Source organism: Ruegeria sp. CDSA246 (genome assembly GCF_059611225.1).
In genome coordinates, this window is sequence record NZ_JBXWPD010000003.1 from 167,325 (window position 1) to 184,395 (window position 17,071).

Genomic DNA, 17,071 nt, shown 5'->3' on the forward strand with positions numbered 1-17,071 from the left:
ATGAGCGATATTGCAGGAACCAAACCCGCCCTTCGCTGGGTCGTCCATGCCTCGGTTCTCTTTCTGGTGGTGCTGTGGGTGGTACCCACGCTTGGCTTGCTGATTTCATCTTTCCGCACGGCGGACCAGATCGCAACCAGTGGTTGGTGGCGGTCGCTGTTCCCGTCCGAACAAAACCTGACCCTTCGCAGCGCGGCCCCGGATACCCAGGTACTCGAAAACGGGCTGTACGTGATCGAAGGCAATCTGTTTGACGAAGGGACGAAGGCGACAATCTCAAAATGGGGGATCAGCTCTCGCGCGATCGATGCCTTTGCCCCCGGCGAAACAGCTGTGCTGCGAAAGGGCGGCACAATCACCGTAGATGCTGCAGGGAATTACCGCATGGAGAACCCGGACGAGTTCACCGGCAGCCGCGGATCGCGTGTTTTTGTAACTGCAGAATTGCCGCCTGAGTTTACCTTAGACAATTATCACAAGGTTCTTCTGGCAGAAGACAGCACCGACAGTATGGGACACGCATTTTTCAACACGTTGACCGTGACGATACCGGCAACGATCATTCCGATTCTCGTGGCGGCTTTTGCAGCCTACGCGCTGGCCTGGATGGATTTCCCCGGGCGCGCGTTGCTTATTGCGGCTGTCGTTGGTCTGTTGGTTGTCCCGCTGCAACTGGCCCTGATCCCGTTGCTGAAATTCCACCTGAATATTGGGATTGGCAAAGGGTATTTGGGGGTTTGGATGGCACACACCGGGTTCGGGTTGCCGCTGGCGATTTATCTTTTGCGTAACTACATGGCGGGTCTGCCCCGCGATCTGATCGAAAACGCGCGGGTCGATGGCGCGACCGAGTTTCAGATCTTTACCAAGTTGATCTTGCCGCTCAGCTTTCCAGCGCTGGCGTCTTTTGCGATCTTCCAGTTTCTCTGGACGTGGAATGACTTGCTGGTAGCTAAGGTGTTCCTGATCGACGCATCCGGACAGACCACCGTCATGACCAACCGCATCGTCGAGCTTTTAGGCACGCGCGGCGGGAATTGGGAAATCCTTGCCACAGCGGCCTTTGTTTCGATCATCGTCCCGCTGATTGTTTTCTTCGCAATGCAAAAATATCTGGTCCGCGGTCTGTTGGCCGGGTCCGTTAAGTAGAGGCGTCTGATGAACGTGCAGAACACCGTGAAACTCGAAACAGCAACCAAAGCAGCCGCCGAATGGTGGCGGGGCGGAGTGATATACCAGATCTATCCACGCAGTTTTCAGGACAGCAACGGCGATGGAATTGGAGATCTCAAGGGTATCACCCAAAGGCTTGGTTACATCGCTTCGCTTGGCGTCGACGCAATCTGGATCTCGCCCTTCTTCAAATCACCGATGAAGGACTTCGGTTACGACGTCAGCGACTATCGTGATGTTGATCCGATGTTCGGAACCATGGAGGACTTTAAGGAACTCTTGGATCAGGCGCATTCAGTTGGGCTGAAGGTGATGATTGACCTCGTGCTGTCGCACACGTCGGATCAGCACCCATGGTTTAAGGAAAGCCGGTCCAGTCGCGAAAATGCCAAGTCCGACTGGTATGTTTGGGCTGATCCCAAGCCCGACGGCACTCCGCCAAACAACTGGCTGTCAATTTTTGGTGGGTCCGCATGGCAGTGGGATTCCCGGCGCTTGCAGTACTATCTGCACAATTTCCTGACGTCGCAGCCGGATCTGAACTTCCATTGCTCGGACGTGCAGGATGCATTGCTGGATGTGGCGCGGTTCTGGCTGGACTTGGGCGTGGATGGTTTCCGTCTGGACACGATCAACTTCTATTTCCACGACAAACAACTGCGCGACAACCCTGGCCTGCCGATGGATCAGCGCAATGCCTCGATCGCGCCCATGGTGAACCCCTATAACCATCAGGATCACCTTCATTCCAAAAGCCAGCCGGAAAACATCGCCTTCCTCGAGCGGTTGCGCGCACTAACGGACGAATACGAAGGCCGTGCTTGTTTGGGCGAGGTTGGCGACGCGCAGCGCGGTCTTGAGATCATGGGTGAGTATACCAGTGGCGATAAGCGCATGCATATGTGTTATGCTTTTGAGTTTCTTGAAAAACGCGCTTTGACCGCCGCATACGCCAAACAGGTGTTTGATCAGTTGGAAGAAAAGGCTGGCGATGCATGGCCTTGCTGGGCGTTCTCAAACCATGATGTTCAGCGTCACGCGTCGCGGTGGGGGCTGGACGACGCAGCCATCCGTCAACATGCAGTGCTGATGATGTGCCTGCGTGGGTCAGCATGCTTGTACCAAGGCGAAGAACTTGGCCTGCCCGAGGCGGATGTTCCATTTGAACATCTGCAGGACCCTTACGGCATAGAATTCTGGCCGGAGTTCAAGGGCCGTGATGGTTGCCGCACTCCGATGGTTTGGGCTGCGCAGGACGAACAGTCCGGGTTCAGTACTGGAGCCCCCTGGTTGCCCGTCAGCCAAACGCAGGCCGAGCGTGCGGTTGACCGGTTAGAGCAAGAGCCAAATTCGACGTTGCACCACTATCGCCGTGCCATCGCGTTGCGCCACGCGCATTCCGCATTGATGTCTGGCCAGCAGCGCGAGATGGCGCAGTCTGGACCGATCCTGACCTTCTTGCGTGAGGACAATGCCCAACAGATATTCTGCGCGTTCAATTTGGGATCTGACAGCGCGGAAATCACACTGCCCGACGATAACTGGCAAGCAATCGGGCAAGAGTTGGGCGGTGTCGGAGGGGCGGGGACCATCACCCTCGGTGCGGCCCAATTCTGTTTGATGGCTCGGGTACAGGGGTAAGTTATGTCTGAACTCAATCTCACGGATGTTGCCAAAACGTATGGCAATGTTGATGTCTTAAAGAACATTAACCTCGACATCGAACGCGGTGAATTGATTGTATTTGTCGGGCCTTCGGGTTGCGGTAAATCCACGTTGCTGCGTATGATTGCGGGGCTAGAAAAGATCACTGGCGGAACGCTTGAGATCGAAGGCCAGGTGATGAACGATGTGCCGCCCGCGCAGCGGGGCATTGCGATGGTTTTTCAAAGCTATGCCCTGTATCCGCACATGACGGTACGCGAAAATATGGCTTTTGCATTGAAAATTGCCAAAATGCCGTCAACCGAGGTCGACGCGGCGGTTGATCGCGCCGCCCGTATCCTTCAGCTGGAACCGTTTCTGGATCGGCTTCCAAAGGCACTTTCTGGTGGCCAGCGGCAACGGGTTGCAATCGGTCGGGCGATCGTGCGCGATCCAAAGGTCTATCTGTTCGATGAACCGCTTTCCAATCTTGACGCAGCGCTGCGCGTCGCGACCCGCATTGAAATCGCGCGTCTGAAAGAGGCAATGCCCGACAGCACGATGGTCTATGTCACCCACGATCAGGTCGAGGCGATGACATTGGCCAGCCGGATTGTCGTCCTGGCCAACAAGGGGATCGCGCAGGTCGGCACCCCTCTCGAACTGTATGAAACGCCTGACAATGAGTTTGTCGCGCAATTTATTGGCTCACCTGCGATGAACCTGTTGCCGGGGGTCATCACCCAGACTGGTGAGCGCACCGTCGTAAAACTGGATGGTGGTGAGACCGCGGTGACCAGCATCCCAACCGATGCGGCTGACGAGGGTAAACAGGTAAATATCGGAGTGCGTCCCGAAGACTTTCACCCCGTTGAAAGCAATCCGATTATGGAAGGGATTGTGGACTTTACCGAAGCACTTGGCGAGGTCACGCTGTTGTATTTTGCCGCCAAGGACGGGGAGGACCCCACAATCGCAAAACTGCCGGGGGTCCAAAAAAACATGCGGGGCCAAACCGTTGCCGTTTCGGCAGATCCGGGCAAGGTTCACTTGTTTCACCAGGGCCTGTCCATGAGGAAGTGACCGCGAGCGGCGCATGATGATCGAAAGGTGCGGCACAGTACGCGAATGCCGCTTACTGCACAGTTTGGAACGTTGTCTGTGCCCCGCAGTGGTAAGTCCCGAGGTCTGTGTGCGTTTCCAAATGCATGCAGTTTATGACTGTTTTTGACGTGAGTTCTTTCGGTCGGGCATGGCAAATACCTCTTTTCCTCTTTTGAATTGCGGCCCAAAGCCTAGTCCCGAGCTTGACGGGCAGCCGTGTCAATTTCTTACGAAACATTGCCAAAATAAGCTGCTCCGGTCTCAAAATGTGACTGCGATCCCAGGGGGTAACTAACCATATTTGCTAGATTAAATCGCAATCTGGACATACGAAATTGCCAATCCGTCACTTTTGGCCTGACAATGCCCCCGCAAAGTTCTAGCGTGGCAATCATAATAACAAAACAACACAGTCCAATAACGGGAGAACCATAATATGGCTGAACGGAAAACCCTTTCCAGACGCTCGATTCTGAAAGGCGCGGGTGCGGCTGCCCTTGCTGCGCCGCTTTACAGCAAAAGCGCTCTGGCATCTTCGGGTGAAATCAACATTCTGATGTGGTCGGACTATCTGCCGCCCGCATTCCTGCAAGAGTTTGAAACTCTGACCGGAATCAAGGTGAACTATACCGGTATCGGGTCGAACGAAGAAATCATCAACAAGATGAAGGCCACCAAGGGCCAAGGCTTTGACATCGTATCGCCGACGAACAACCGCTCGTTGCAGTGGGGGCCGCTGGAACTGTTGCAGCCCTTCGACATGAACAAGGTTCCGATTGATCTGGTGAACCCTGCGATGGCGCAGATCGGCACTGACGCCTGGAACTTTGCTGACAGCGGCGTGCACTGGCTGCCGCATATCTGGGGTACAGAAGGTATTGCCTACCGCACCGACCTGTGGCTGCCCGAAGGAGACGCCCCGTCCTATGGGGACGTCTGGTCCGAAGCAAACGCAGGCAAGACTATGGGCCGCGCGCATTCGATGATGCTGGGTGCGGGTCTGTATATGGAAGCCTCTGGCGAGATGGAGCCTGGCTCTGTCTGGGCCGCGTACGGCGACGAAGACACCATGCGCAAGGTCTGGGGCCAAATCACTGACTGGTGCGTCGAGCGGAAGAACCGGATCAAGCTGATCTGGAACGATGCCGACACCCAGAAAAACGGCCTGTTGAACGAAGGCGTTATTGTCGGCCAGACCTGGGATGGTCCGCCGCTGGCGCTGAAATCAGCGGGTGAGCCGGTGCACTATCAGGCTCCGGTCGAAGGTGCGATGGCATGGGTCGACGGAATGTCGATGCCGACCGGTGCGCAGAACATCGATCAGGTTTATGCCTTCATCGATTTCGCCTATCAGGCCAAGCCTGCAGGTGTCGCCATCGACAGCCACGGGTACAACTCGCCAGTACTGGGTGCCGACCAATATGCGGGCGACACCTACAAGAAGAACTTCGCTGAGGCCTATCCGGGCGACTCGCTGGCAAACCTGAACCCATGGCCTGCTGAGGCTCCGTGGTATGCCGAAACTCGGACCGAGTTCGTCAACAAGTTCAAAAGCGCCTGATTGCTTTGACAAGGTGCCCTCCGCCACTGTGCGGAGGGCTATCAACCCGCATGCCACAAAGGCGTGACGGACGCTATTTCGGTGCGGTCATGGACTGTACCTGACGGAGATACCAAAAATGAGTGCAGGGGTCGGTGTAGATCTTGAGAACCTGTGGATCCGTTTCGGTGATTTTGTTGCCGTGAGGGATGCAAACGTGAACATCAACGGGGGCGATTTCTTTTCGTTTCTCGGTCCCTCGGGGTGCGGCAAAACAACGATCCTGCGGGCAGTTTCGGGCTTTCTTGAACCAAGCGAAGGCAAAGTTCTGATCGGCGGCAAGGATATGCGGGGCATTGGTCCGAACAAACGCCCGACCGCCCTGATTTTTCAGAACCTCGCGTTGTTCCCGCTGATGAAAGTGTGGGAAAATATCACCTTCTCATTGGAGATCAGCGGCGCAAGCGCAAAAGAACGCCGAAAGCGTGCCGATGAGCTGCTGGACATGATCGCGCTGCCCGATCAAGGTGACAAGCTGCCAAGCGAGTTGTCCGGTGGTCAGCGCCAACGGGTTGCCATCGCCCGCGCGCTTTGTGCGGAACCGGACGTGCTGCTGCTGGATGAACCGTTGTCCGCGCTGGACCTCAAACTGCGCCAGCATATGCGCACCGAGCTGCGAGAGATTCAAAAGCGCGTCGGCATCACTTTCATCTATATCACCCACGACCAGGGCGAAGCCCTGACCATGTCAGACAATATCGCTGTCATGCGGGCTGGCGTGATCGATCAAATCGCCGATGGCAAGACTATCTATAATGATCCCAACACTGCATTCGCGGCCTCTTTCGTAGGTGAAAACAACGTATTTCGCGGCAAAATTAAACAGGTTATGGGGAACGAAGCGCTGATTTCAACGAACCGGTCTGGTGAACTGGTTGCACGCATCTCGACCGCCAACCAAGGAAAGCTGACAGTGGGTGATGACGCCATGATGTTCATTCGCCCCGAAGCTTTTGCGATCGCCGCCGATGGTGCGGCAGGCGATCACTTTGTTACCGCGCGGGTGAACCACGAAGAATTCGAAGGTAACGTCTTCAACATCTTCACCGAAGGTGACGGCGGTAAAGAGATCAAGGTGTCCTTGCCAAATCTCGGCCAATCCTTCGATGACCACACAGGCCAAAACATCACGTTGGAATATGAGACCCGCAATGCGGTTCTGGTTCCGGCGGGTGATTTGGCCGCAGAATAAGGGGGCCTTCTATGCCAGGCTTCCTGAAAGAATTCTTCAACCGAAACGGCATCGGCATGGGCGCCGCAATATTGGGTCTTGTCCTGTTCTGGACCATTGGCCTGATCATTCTGCCCCAGCTGTCGATGCTGGATTTCTCCTTCCGTCCGAACCTGCCACCGCCCGAGATTGGCGGGCCTAAGGACGTTTATACGCTGGAGAACTACAAATACCTGATCTATGGCCCCGAAGGCGGCAGTCAGTCCTATAATGCAGTCGACCTGAGGGTCTTTTTTCGCACACTGCTGGCCGCAGTCTGTGTGACGGTCTTCAACCTGATCCTCTGTTACCCGATCGCTTACTACCTGGGTCAGTCCAAAGGCAGCCACATTCGCATCTTCGCGATCATGCTGATCATCCCATATTGGATCAACGAGATTTTGCGCGCCTTTGCCCTGCGGATTATCTTTGGTGAGACCGGTGTTTTGAATACCCTGTTCGTGGGGCTGGGCATCTGGGATACGCCGTTTGACTTTATTCGCAATGACATCGCGCTCTATGCGGGTCTTGGCTATGCCTACATCCTGCTGATGATCTTCCCGATGTACAACGTGATCGAAAGTCTGGACAAAAACCAGATCGAGGCCGCGCGTGATCTTGGTGCGCCATGGTGGCGAATTCACTGGCGTGTGGTCATTCCTTACGCCAAGCCGGGCATCAGCTCGGGCTGTACCATGGTGTTCATGCTAAGCGCCGGTGCGCTGGCCGCGCCGCAAATCCTGGGCGGACCGTCAAGTCTGTGGTTCACGCAGCTGATTTACCAGCAATTCAATGACAACAATGACTGGCCGCAAGGTGCTGCCTACGCCATCGTTCTTCTGGTGACCTGTATCCTGTTCGTGCTGGCGATGATGCGCCTGTTCAAGGTGAACATGGGGGATATCGGGAAATGAATAATTCCTTCCTTCGTGTAAGCATCTGGGTCTATCTGATCATCTTCTTCCTGTACCTGTTGGGCCCGCTGGTAATCATGTCGGTCACGGCCTTCAACTCGTCGGCTTTCCCACGGATGACGCCGTGGGAGTGTCTGACCTTCCAGTGGTTCGGCGAGCTGTTTCAGGATCAGCGTATCCTGAACGGCATCAAGAACTCGCTGATCATTGGCGCCGGAACGGTTGTTCTGTCGGTGGCGATGGGTCTGGCCGGTGCGCTGATGCTGACCCAGATCTGGCCTAAGTTACGGGCGACCTACTATACGATCATCATCGCTCCGATCCTGATCCCGGGTGTTGTTCTGGGCATCTCGACTTTGGTGTTCTGGGATCGGATCAACCGGATGCTGGGACTGGGTGCAGATAGCTTCCTGTCCAACGGTATCTTCCTGACGGTAATCGGCCAATCTACCTTCATTGCAAGCTATTGCATGTTGGTTCTTGTGGCGCGCCTGCAGCGTTACGATGTGGCATTGACCGAAGCGGCACTGGACCTTGGTGCAACGCATGCTCAGGCTTTCCGCAAGATCCTGTTGCCCTTCATGCGTCCTGCGATTGCCTCGGCTGCAGTGCTGGCGTTCCTCGCTTCGTTCGAGAACTACAACACCACCACTTTCACCTTTGGTGAATACCCGACGCTGACGATCGAACTGGCGCAAAAGGTGCGCTACGGCATTACGCCTGCCATTTCGGCTCTGGCCTTCATCATCGTGGCACTGACAGTGTTCTTTGCCTTGTTGAACGAAGCCAAGCTCAAGCGCCAGGAACTGGTGGCCGCAGCCCGCAAGAGCGCCACAGTTGAGGAGCTGGCCGGCAAGATTAAGCTGCCCAGCTTCTTTGCTGGCAACATGGCGGCTGTCTTGCTGGTTGTGTTTGCGGTTGCGACGATCACTGTCGTTGGCACCGCAACGGCCTACAACCCCGGCCAATGCATCGCCAATGTGAAAGAGCAGAAACGCCTAGAAGCCGAACAGCGTATTCAAGAGCTGCGCAAGCAGCGCGAAGAACAGCGCAAAAAGCGTGAGGCCGAAGAAGCCGAACAAGGTGGTGCGCAGCAATCCACACCGAAACCGTCCAACAACAGTGGTTTTGGCAACGTCTTCGCGCCGAATGCTCTGGGTGGCGACGCGGAAGAGGAGAGTTCGGATACTGAAACTCCACCTTCAAACAACGGTGGTTTCGGGGGCGCGTTCGACCCCAACAGTCTGCAGACTGACCAGTAGGTTTCGGAGCGAAATCCAAAACCAGCGCCCGGAGAGGTTATTCCTCTTCGGGCGCATCTTTCTGCGTGAGTGCTACGTCACAGGCGTCAACGACGTCACCGTTCCATGCGACCGGTTGCGCGTTGTAGTTGATTAGGAAAACATGCGTGGCCGTCTCGCGACGGCGCAACCCCTTGGGCATCGGATGAAGGGCAACGTCGGTTTTGCGCGCGGCCATTTCAACAACCCGGTCCCATAATGTGTCATCCGGGAAACCTGCCAGATACCAAAGACGATTTTCGCCCAAAAGCGCAGGGGTGCCGTCTGCAAATGTCAGCAAATTGGGGGCAGTACCCGAAACCCTGTCGATCCAATGTTGCGCCGCGCCGCCGCCTTCAACGCCACGGCGGATGTTAGGCGGCAGTGTCTCGACCAAATCGACGTCGCATTTCAGACCGTTCAGACCGGGTCGTGCCCGAGGAATCTGGAAATCATGTGTGATCGCCCCGCTGCGTGGACCCAGGATGAGCAGATCACTGACCTCCGCCAATTGTCGCTCCAAATTGTCGCTCACGGTGGCTATCCCCGGAGCAAGGATGAACTTGTAGCCAACACGCGGAATGTTGGTTGAGGACACGAAGTCCACAGACAAGCCAGCCCGCCGCAAGGCGCGATACGCCGAGAAAACCAGACGGAAATAGTCAAATCCCGCCCCCTGAGGCTGTGTCGACCAAGCCCAATCCGAGGCGTAGTCGAACAGGATGGCCACCTGGGCCTGTGTTTGCACAACGTTGCCTATTTCTGACAACGCGTCCGAAGTCTGCTTTGCCTCGGTCAGGGCCGGGGCAGGGCGGTTGTTGGGTGTCAGCAACCCCGCATGCATTTGCTCTTGTGCAAACGGGGCCTGCCGCCAGCGGAAATAGCTGACGACCTCTGCCCCGTGCGCCACTGCCTCAAGCGACCAAAGCTTAACCATTCCAGGTAGTGGTGCCGGATTGTATGGTGCCCAATTCACCGGGCCGGGTTGCTGCTCCATCACCCACCAACGGCCTCGGCCGACCGCGCGATACAGGTCATGGTGAAATGCCTGCATGTCCGGGTCGCCCTGCTGAAGAAAGGCGGTTTTGTGCGCTTCATCCGCCTCTAGCCGGTCGGAGAGGAAGCCGATTGGGTAGCTGTCCCATGTGGCGATATCCAGATCTTCGCCAACCTTGAAATGGTCGAAATCCAGCACTCGGCCCATATAATTGTGCAACAAAGGCGCATCGGTCAAGGCGTGCAGTACATCTGCCTGGGCTTTGTTATACGCAACGACCTGATCCGAACTGAAACGCCGGAACGCCAGAACATGCGCCGGGTTGGGTTCGGTCACTGTCAGATTGGGCAGATCAATCTGGTCGAAATCGCGATACTCCATCGCCCAGAATATGTTGCCCCATGCCTCGTTTAGCGCGTCAATGCTGCCGTATCGATCCTTTAGCCAAAGCCGAAAGGCATGCAGAGCGGCGGGGCCGTAACTGACGGTCGTATCGTGACAACCATATTCATTGTCGATCTGCCAGGCCGCAACATGCGGGTTTTGCCCGTAGCGCTCGCCCATGATCCGGGCGATGCGGACGGATTCCTGGACATAACCCGGATGGCTAAAACAATAATGCCTGCGTGAGCCGAATTTGCGGGGGTTTCCTTGCGCATCCACCGCCAGCATGTCGGGATATTTCTCAAGCATCCAACGCGGAGGTGTCGCAGTGGGCGTCCCCAGCACAACCTTGAGCCCAGCCGCCCCCAGCGTGTCGATTGCACGGTCCAGCCAATCCAACTGCAGCTCACCGGGAACTGGCTCCATTCTGCTCCAGGCAAACTCACCGATCCGGACCCAGCTTATGCCAGTTTCGACCATTCGAGCCGCGTCTTCGGCCCACATGGCCTCGGGCCAATGTTCCGGGTAATAGCAAACACCAAGTTCTGGTTTCATAGAAGGACTCTGTGTTCTGCTTGGCCTGTGCCCGCGTCCAATGCGCCAAAGGTCATGCCATTGGTTGGTTGTGCTTCAACAGTGTCTGCGTCCAACCCCTGACGGGCAGTGGTGCAAAACAGCGTCGTCAGATCGTCGCCGCCAAAGGCGGGACAAGATGTATGTGCGGCCTGAAACGAGACCGCATGCCGAAACCGTCCGTTCGGTTCGTAGCAGGCGACACGGTTTGCCCCCCATTGGGCGATCCAGATATTGCCTTCTGCGTCGACCACAGCACCATCGGGGTAAAGGCCATCAGCGCGCAAGTCGAGAAACACCGTGCTATTGCCTTCGGGCCAGCCCATCTCAGCCTCCAGCGAGCAGCGCCTGACCTGTTGTGTGACTGTATCGGTGTAATAGACGCAGGACCTGTCTGGGGCAAAACAGATCGCGTTCGAGATTGTGACCTCGGGCACAAGCAGGCGCAGCTCACCCTGCCAGTACCGATAGATCGCGCCAGCCTGCTTTTCAGCGTTCTTTCCCATCGTCCCGATCCAGAACCCGCCCCACGGGTCTGCGCGCCCGTCATTGGAGCGGGTGTCCGGGTTGTTCGCCTCAAGCGAGACGATCAGGTCTTTTTGACCGCTGTCCAAACCAAACCGCCACAGACCGGTTTCCGATGCCATCACTATTGTATCCCGGTCCACCCAACCTGCCGCTGAGACATGTTCCGAAAACTGCCAGCTGTGTTGCTCGCCCGCTGTCTGCGTCATCAGACGTTTGTTGATGATGTCGAACCAGAACAGTTGCTTGCGTTCAGGATGCCACAGGGGCCCTTCGCCTAACTCACATGGACGGTCGTCAAAAACAAAGCTCATCCAGCTGCCTCGTCATAGGCAGCGACGATCCGCTTGGCCTGACCGGCAATTTCCGCGACGGACATCCCCGGTTTGAACAGGGCCGATCCGATGCCAAACCCGTCTGCCCCAGCCTTGATCCATTCGGCGAAGTTCTCAGGTCCAGCGCCACCAACGGCATAGACCAAAGTCCCCGATGGCAATACAGGTCGCAGTGCGGCCAATCCACTTGGCCCGGCAGTGACACCCGGGAACAGTTTCAATCCCGTCGCGCCAGCCTTAAGTGCCGCAAACGCCTCGGTCGGGGTATAGACGCCCGGCCAGCTTTGCATGTTTAGTGCGACAGAACGCACAATGACCTCGGCGTCATAATTCGGGGAAACGATCAGCTTACCGCCAACTTGCGCAACGGCTTCGACCTGTTCGGGGGTCAGAACCGTGCCAGCGCCGATCAGAGCTTGATCGCCGAATGAGCTGGCCAACGATTCAATGCTGTTCAGCGGGTCAGGCGAATTCAACGGAACCTCGATCTTGTCGATACCGGCTTCGATCAGGGCATGACCCACATCGACGGCTTCTGCCGGTTGCAAGCCACGCAATATGGCGATGATGGGGCGGTTCATGCGGTTTGCCTCGTTAGTTTACGGGCCTGCGACAGGCCTGCCAATGTGCATTGGGTTGCGCTAGCGGTGTCCACGAAAGCACCCTGCAGTTGCAACGCGCCCGCATAGATTTGGGAAATCCCTTCAGCGCCGATGATTGCCAGCTGCTGCCCCAACCAATAGGGGCGTGTTGCGCCCAGTTCAGCCCCGATCAAGAGCCCGGATAATTTTGCCCGGGCTGTCCCCTTGTCCTGATCGTGCAACAAATCCGCCGCCCGCAGTCCAAACAGACGTGCAGCCAATTGTTCGGGTTTTGACAACGTGTCTGCCGTAGCTTCTGCAAAGGCATCGGCGTCCCAGCCGTCACCGACCGAATGCTTGAGCACTGATTGCTCGGAGAGAAGCTCAAACATCTCACCTGTCATGAACGTTCGAAAGCTCACGACTTCTCCTGCGCTGATCTGAACCCATTTTGAATGCGTCCCGGGCAGGCAGATAACCCCGTCCCAGTTCGGGCGGGTTGCCAGAAAGCCAGAAATTTGAGTTTCCTCGCCGCGCATCACATCCGGCGGTGCGTTCTGCTTCAGCCCAGGCACCACGAATGCGCGTATCCGGGCATCGGTACCGGGTACCCGTATAGGCGCATCAGGCAGTGGCGCTGACGGGACGGCCGAGTAGGGGGCTTCGACCCAGCCTTGCCGCGCACCGACCATGCCGCAAGCCACAACATCGACAGGTTCAGCGCCCAACCAATCTTCGATAAGGTCCAGCAAGACAGATTGGAAGTCATCTCTACTCAGACGCGCCATGCCGCGGTCAGACTGCCTTTGCGCCAGTACGGTGTCGGACTGCATAGCCCAGGCCCGCAGTTGGGATGTTCCCCAGTCGACGGCTATCCACTCTGCATTCATGGCCTTACCCCGTTACCACAACGCCGCCATCGACGGCCATGCACTGTCCGGTCATCGCGCGGCTGGCATCCGAGGCCAGGAACAATGTCGGTGCGATCATGTCTTCGGGCGTCAGGTGTTCTTTCAGGCACTGGCGCTCCAAATGCGCTGCCAAGTCATCCGGCGTCGCCCACATATCAAGTTGCTTTTGCGTCAAAACCCATCCGGGAGCCAGCGCATTGATACGGATTTTTTTCGGCCCCAACTCGCGCGCCAATGATCGCGTCATCCCCGTGATACCGGCATTCGACGTCGTATAGATAGGGTACCCCGCATTCCCCATCATGTAGCTGATCGAGCTGAAGTTGACGATTGAACCCCCTTTGCCAGTCATTTGGCGCGCAGCCTCCTGACAAGCGAAGTAGTAGGCCTTGAGGTTCACCTCAATCATCCAGTCCCAGAACTCGGCGGTGGTTTCCTCAAGCGAGTGACGCTTGTCGTTAGCGGCGTTGTTGACCAACACATCCAAAGGTCCATGTGCCTCGGCAGCCTTTTGCATTGTGGCGTGCAGCAATTCGGTATCCGTCATGTCGCCCTGCATGAACAGCGGCGCGCGGCCATGTTTGTCTCGCATTTCCTCAATGAATGCGCTGGCGTCCGAGCGGCCGATAAAGGCAACGTTTGCGCCCTGGGCCAAAAAACCGTCTGTCAGTGCGGCCCCTACACCAGAGCCGCCGCCGGTAATATAGACCGAGGCGCCGTTGAGGTCGTGGAATGTGGCTGGATTGTCCATCAGTGGCTCTCTCTGGTTACAAGGCGCGTGTCTTTGCCAACGAGAAAATCAAGGTCCGCGCCTTTATCGGCCTGTAGCACGTGGTCGATATAGAGTTTCGCGTAACCGCGCGTGTAGTGCGGATCGTCCGGTTGCCACGTGGCACGGCGGGTTTCCAGTTCCTTTTCATCGACCAGCAGCTCTAATTCGCCCTTGCTGGCGGACACGCGGATACGATCGCCGGTTTTGACAAGGGCCAAGGTGCCTCCGGCTTGCGCCTCGGGGCTTAAATGCAGGATCACGGTGCCATATGCAGTGCCTGACATGCGCGCATCCGAGATACGGATCATGTCGCGCACGCCTTCTTTGATCAATTTTCCGGGGATTGGCATGTTCCCGACTTCGGGCATGCCGGGATAGCCCTTTGGGCCGCAACCCTTCAGGACCAGAATGGTTTCGGACGTCACTGGCAGATCATCCCGGTCGATATTGGCTTTCAAATCCTCGACGTTCTCGAAAACGTAGGCCTCAGCTTCGGTTTCCAGCAGCGTATCCGTCGCGGCCGAAGGTTTCACAATGGCCCCGTTGGGCGCGAGGTTTCCGCGCAGCACGCGCAATCCCGCGGCGGGTTTCACCGGATTGTCGAAGGGGCGGATGACGTTGGGGTTAAAGCATTCTGCCCCCTCAAAATGCGCCGAGATATCTTTGTTCAGAACGGTTTTTGCAGGGCGCAGGAAGGGTCTCAACTCGTTCAGAACCACGGGCACACCGCCTGCGTAGCAGAAATCCTCCATCAGGTATTTCCCTGAGGGCATGCAGTTCACCAGCAGCGGGATTTCCGACCCGATTTCAAAGTCTTTCAGCGCCAGGTCTACCCCCACGCGGCCCGCCAGCGCGAGTAAATGCACCACTGCATTGGTCGAGCCGCCAACGGCTGCATTGGCCAGAATGGCATTTTCGAACGCTTCCTTGGTCAGGATGTCCGACGGTTTTAAATCTTCGTCCACCATCTCCACAATCCGTTTGCCTGTCAGATGCGCCAGCGCCATCCGGCGGGCATCAACTGCTGGTAGGGCGGCGTTGGTTGGGAGGGACATGCCCATTGCTTCGACCAACGATGCCATGGTCGAGGCCGTGCCCATGGTCATGCAGACCCCGGCGCTGCGTGACATGCCGGACTCGGCATTCATGAAATCCTTCAGTGTCATCTCACCCGCGCGCACAGCTTCTGAGAATTTCCAAACATCCGTGCCCGAACCAATGTCTTTTCCCTGGTACTTCCCATTCAACATCGGGCCAGAGCTGACCACGATAGAGGGCAGATCTACCGAAGCGGCCCCCATCAGCTGCCCCGGCGTGGTCTTATCGCAACCACCCAACAGGACTACGCCGTCGATGCCATAGGCGCGAATAGATTCCTCGACATCCATTGCCAGCAGGTTGCGGAACAGCATGGCGGTGGGTTTCATTTGGGTCTCGCCCAGCGACATGACGGGAAATTCGACCGGAAACCCTCCAGCCTCCCACACGCCGCGTTTGACACCTTCGGCCAGATCACGCAGGCCCGAGTTGCAGGGTGTGAGTTCCGACCACGTGTTGCAGATGCCAATGATCGGACGACCATCGAAGGCGTGATCAGGAAAGCCTTGGTTCTTCATCCACGATCTGTGGATAAAGCCATCCTTGTCCAGCTTGCCATACCAATGCTGAGAGCGGCGTTTTTTTGTCATTATTTTCAGCCTTCTAAAATTGGGATCAGGCCGCCTTGGCGGGTTTGCACCAGTCTGGCAACCAATCGGCATGTGCCACCAACAGGTCACTAACCAAACTGCGGATCTGACGCAGGTCCAGTTCAGCGGCCGTATGTGGGTCCATCATGGCGGCGTGATAAATGTGTTCGGGGTTCTGCTCAACCAATGCCCGTACAGTCAGTTCCTGCACGTTGATCTGGCTGCGCATTAACGCGATCAGCTGCGGTGGAATGTCGGTGACGACCGAAGGTTGGACACCGTTAGTGTCGACAAGGCAAGGTGTTTCGACAGCCGCGCCAAGGGGGAGTTGAGGGATCTGTCCAGTATTGGGCAGGTTCCCATACGCCACGTAGGGCGTATCAGTCACGATCGCATTCATCAGGTCAGCGGCGAACTCATGGCTTCGGATCACTTCAATATCACGCCCGTCAGTCAGGGTCTTTGCCTGTTCTTTCCAACTGGCGATCTGTTCTTCGCAGCGGGTTGGGTATTCATCTAGAGGGATACTGAACTGCTCAATCAGGTCCCGTCGGCCGTCTTTGATGAACCACGGGACGTATTCCGCCAGGTGTTCGGAACTTTCCGTGCAAAAGTAGCCCAGATGATCCATCACTTCGTACCGCACTTTGTTGGCGCAACGTGGCATCAACAGTGGTGGTTTTGGTATTTGTCCGCTGGCATACCCTTGCCGCAATGCAGGGTAGAGATCGCGCCCGTCATGCTCCAGCCTCAAGAAAAAAGCGACGTGGTTCACGCCTGCCACTTTGTAGCGGAATTCGTCCTTGGGCAGGTCCAGATCGTGCGCCAGTTCCTCGACCGTATTCTGGACCGAATGGCACAAGCCGACATGCTTCAGCGTCGGAAAACGCTCAGCCAGAGCCCATGTGTTGATTGCCATCGGATTTACATATTGAAGCAGCGTCGCGTTTGGGCAGAGCTGCATCATGTCTTGTGCGACATCCCATAACACAGGAACCGTGCGCAGACCGCGCATAATGCCTCCGACGCCAAGCGTGTCGGCGATGGTCTGGCGTAGACCGTATTGTTTGGGAATCTCGAAATCCGTGACCGTGCAGGGCTTATAGCCGCCGATCTGAAAAGCGGTGATGACGAAATCGGCACCCTCCAGCGCGGCGCGCCGGTCGGTATGGGTGGAAACGGTCGCCCCGGTTCCGACAGAGCGGATCATCGCCTTTGTGACGGCCTCGCTTTCTGCAAGACGCATTGTATCGATGTCCATCAGAGCAAAGTGGCTGTCGGCCAATGCGGGGGTCAACAGGGCGTCGCCCACGATATTCTGCATGAATATCGTGGAACCTGCCCCGATAAAGGTGATCTTTGTCATGTGGCAAACCTTTG

General features: G+C 56.7%; 14 protein-coding genes. 7 read left to right on the forward strand and 7 right to left on the reverse strand.

Annotated elements, in window-relative coordinates; all coding sequences use genetic code 11:
* From AC2FI9_RS05450 to AC2FI9_RS05480, 7 genes are all read left to right on the forward strand, one after another.
* Complete coding sequence (locus tag AC2FI9_RS05450; protein WP_496766351.1) at positions 1-1,149, forward strand: carbohydrate ABC transporter permease; 1,149 nt, start codon at positions 1-3, stop codon at positions 1,147-1,149.
* A 9-nt stretch (positions 1,150-1,158) separates the two neighbouring features.
* The gene (locus AC2FI9_RS05455) at positions 1,159-2,814 is read left to right on the forward strand and encodes an alpha-amylase family glycosyl hydrolase (protein WP_496766353.1); all 1,656 of its coding nucleotides are present in this window, start codon (positions 1,159-1,161) and stop codon (positions 2,812-2,814) included.
* 3 nt (positions 2,815-2,817) lie between these two features.
* A complete protein-coding gene (locus AC2FI9_RS05460; protein WP_496766355.1) occupies positions 2,818-3,900 on the forward strand; it encodes an ABC transporter ATP-binding protein in 1,083 nt (360 codons plus the stop codon).
* A gap of 457 nt (positions 3,901-4,357) precedes the next feature.
* Complete coding sequence (locus AC2FI9_RS05465; RefSeq protein WP_496766357.1) at positions 4,358-5,482, forward strand: extracellular solute-binding protein; 1,125 nt, start codon at positions 4,358-4,360, stop codon at positions 5,480-5,482.
* A gap of 118 nt (positions 5,483-5,600) precedes the next feature.
* A complete protein-coding gene (locus AC2FI9_RS05470) occupies positions 5,601-6,713 on the forward strand; it encodes an ABC transporter ATP-binding protein (RefSeq protein WP_496739067.1) in 1,113 nt (370 codons plus the stop codon).
* A gap of 11 nt (positions 6,714-6,724) precedes the next feature.
* Positions 6,725-7,645, forward strand: a complete 921-nt coding sequence (locus tag AC2FI9_RS05475) for an ABC transporter permease (RefSeq protein WP_496766359.1) — start codon at positions 6,725-6,727, stop codon at positions 7,643-7,645.
* The gene (locus AC2FI9_RS05480; RefSeq protein ID WP_496766362.1) at positions 7,642-8,907 is read left to right on the forward strand and encodes an ABC transporter permease; all 1,266 of its coding nucleotides are present in this window, start codon (positions 7,642-7,644) and stop codon (positions 8,905-8,907) included. The genes AC2FI9_RS05475 and AC2FI9_RS05480 overlap by 4 nt, the downstream gene beginning before the upstream one ends.
* 37 nt (positions 8,908-8,944) lie before the next feature.
* On the opposite strand, the gene AC2FI9_RS05485 is transcribed toward AC2FI9_RS05480, so the two are convergent.
* Genes AC2FI9_RS05485 through AC2FI9_RS05515 form a run of 7 tightly spaced genes read right to left on the reverse strand, consistent with a single transcriptional unit; the run spans position 8,945 to position 17,057 of the window.
* Positions 8,945-10,861, reverse strand: coding sequence for a beta-galactosidase (locus AC2FI9_RS05485; protein ID WP_496766364.1), 1,917 nt, complete (start codon positions 10,859-10,861; stop codon positions 8,945-8,947).
* On the reverse strand, positions 10,858-11,718 hold the full coding sequence (locus tag AC2FI9_RS05490) for an SMP-30/gluconolactonase/LRE family protein (RefSeq protein ID WP_496766366.1): 861 nt from the start codon (positions 11,716-11,718) through the stop codon (positions 10,858-10,860). The genes AC2FI9_RS05485 and AC2FI9_RS05490 overlap by 4 nt, the downstream gene beginning before the upstream one ends.
* Positions 11,715-12,320 carry a 2-dehydro-3-deoxy-6-phosphogalactonate aldolase gene (locus AC2FI9_RS05495; RefSeq protein WP_496766368.1) on the reverse strand — a complete coding sequence of 202 codons (606 nt, stop codon included), beginning with the start codon at positions 12,318-12,320 and terminating at the stop codon, positions 11,715-11,717. Before AC2FI9_RS05495 ends, AC2FI9_RS05490 begins: the two co-directional genes overlap by 4 nt.
* The gene (locus AC2FI9_RS05500) at positions 12,317-13,210 is read right to left on the reverse strand and encodes a 2-dehydro-3-deoxygalactonokinase (protein WP_496766370.1); all 894 of its coding nucleotides are present in this window, start codon (positions 13,208-13,210) and stop codon (positions 12,317-12,319) included. Before AC2FI9_RS05500 ends, AC2FI9_RS05495 begins: the two co-directional genes overlap by 4 nt.
* Before the next feature lie 4 nt (positions 13,211-13,214).
* On the reverse strand, positions 13,215-13,982 hold the full coding sequence (locus AC2FI9_RS05505; RefSeq protein WP_496766372.1) for an SDR family NAD(P)-dependent oxidoreductase: 768 nt from the start codon (positions 13,980-13,982) through the stop codon (positions 13,215-13,217).
* Positions 13,982-15,691 carry an IlvD/Edd family dehydratase gene (locus AC2FI9_RS05510; RefSeq protein WP_496766374.1) on the reverse strand — a complete coding sequence of 570 codons (1,710 nt, stop codon included), beginning with the start codon at positions 15,689-15,691 and terminating at the stop codon, positions 13,982-13,984. The genes AC2FI9_RS05505 and AC2FI9_RS05510 overlap by 1 nt, the downstream gene beginning before the upstream one ends.
* 25 nt (positions 15,692-15,716) lie before the next feature.
* Positions 15,717-17,057, reverse strand: a complete 1,341-nt coding sequence (locus tag AC2FI9_RS05515) for an alpha-glucosidase/alpha-galactosidase (RefSeq protein WP_496766376.1) — start codon at positions 17,055-17,057, stop codon at positions 15,717-15,719.
* Between the last annotated feature and the right edge of the window lie 14 nt (positions 17,058-17,071).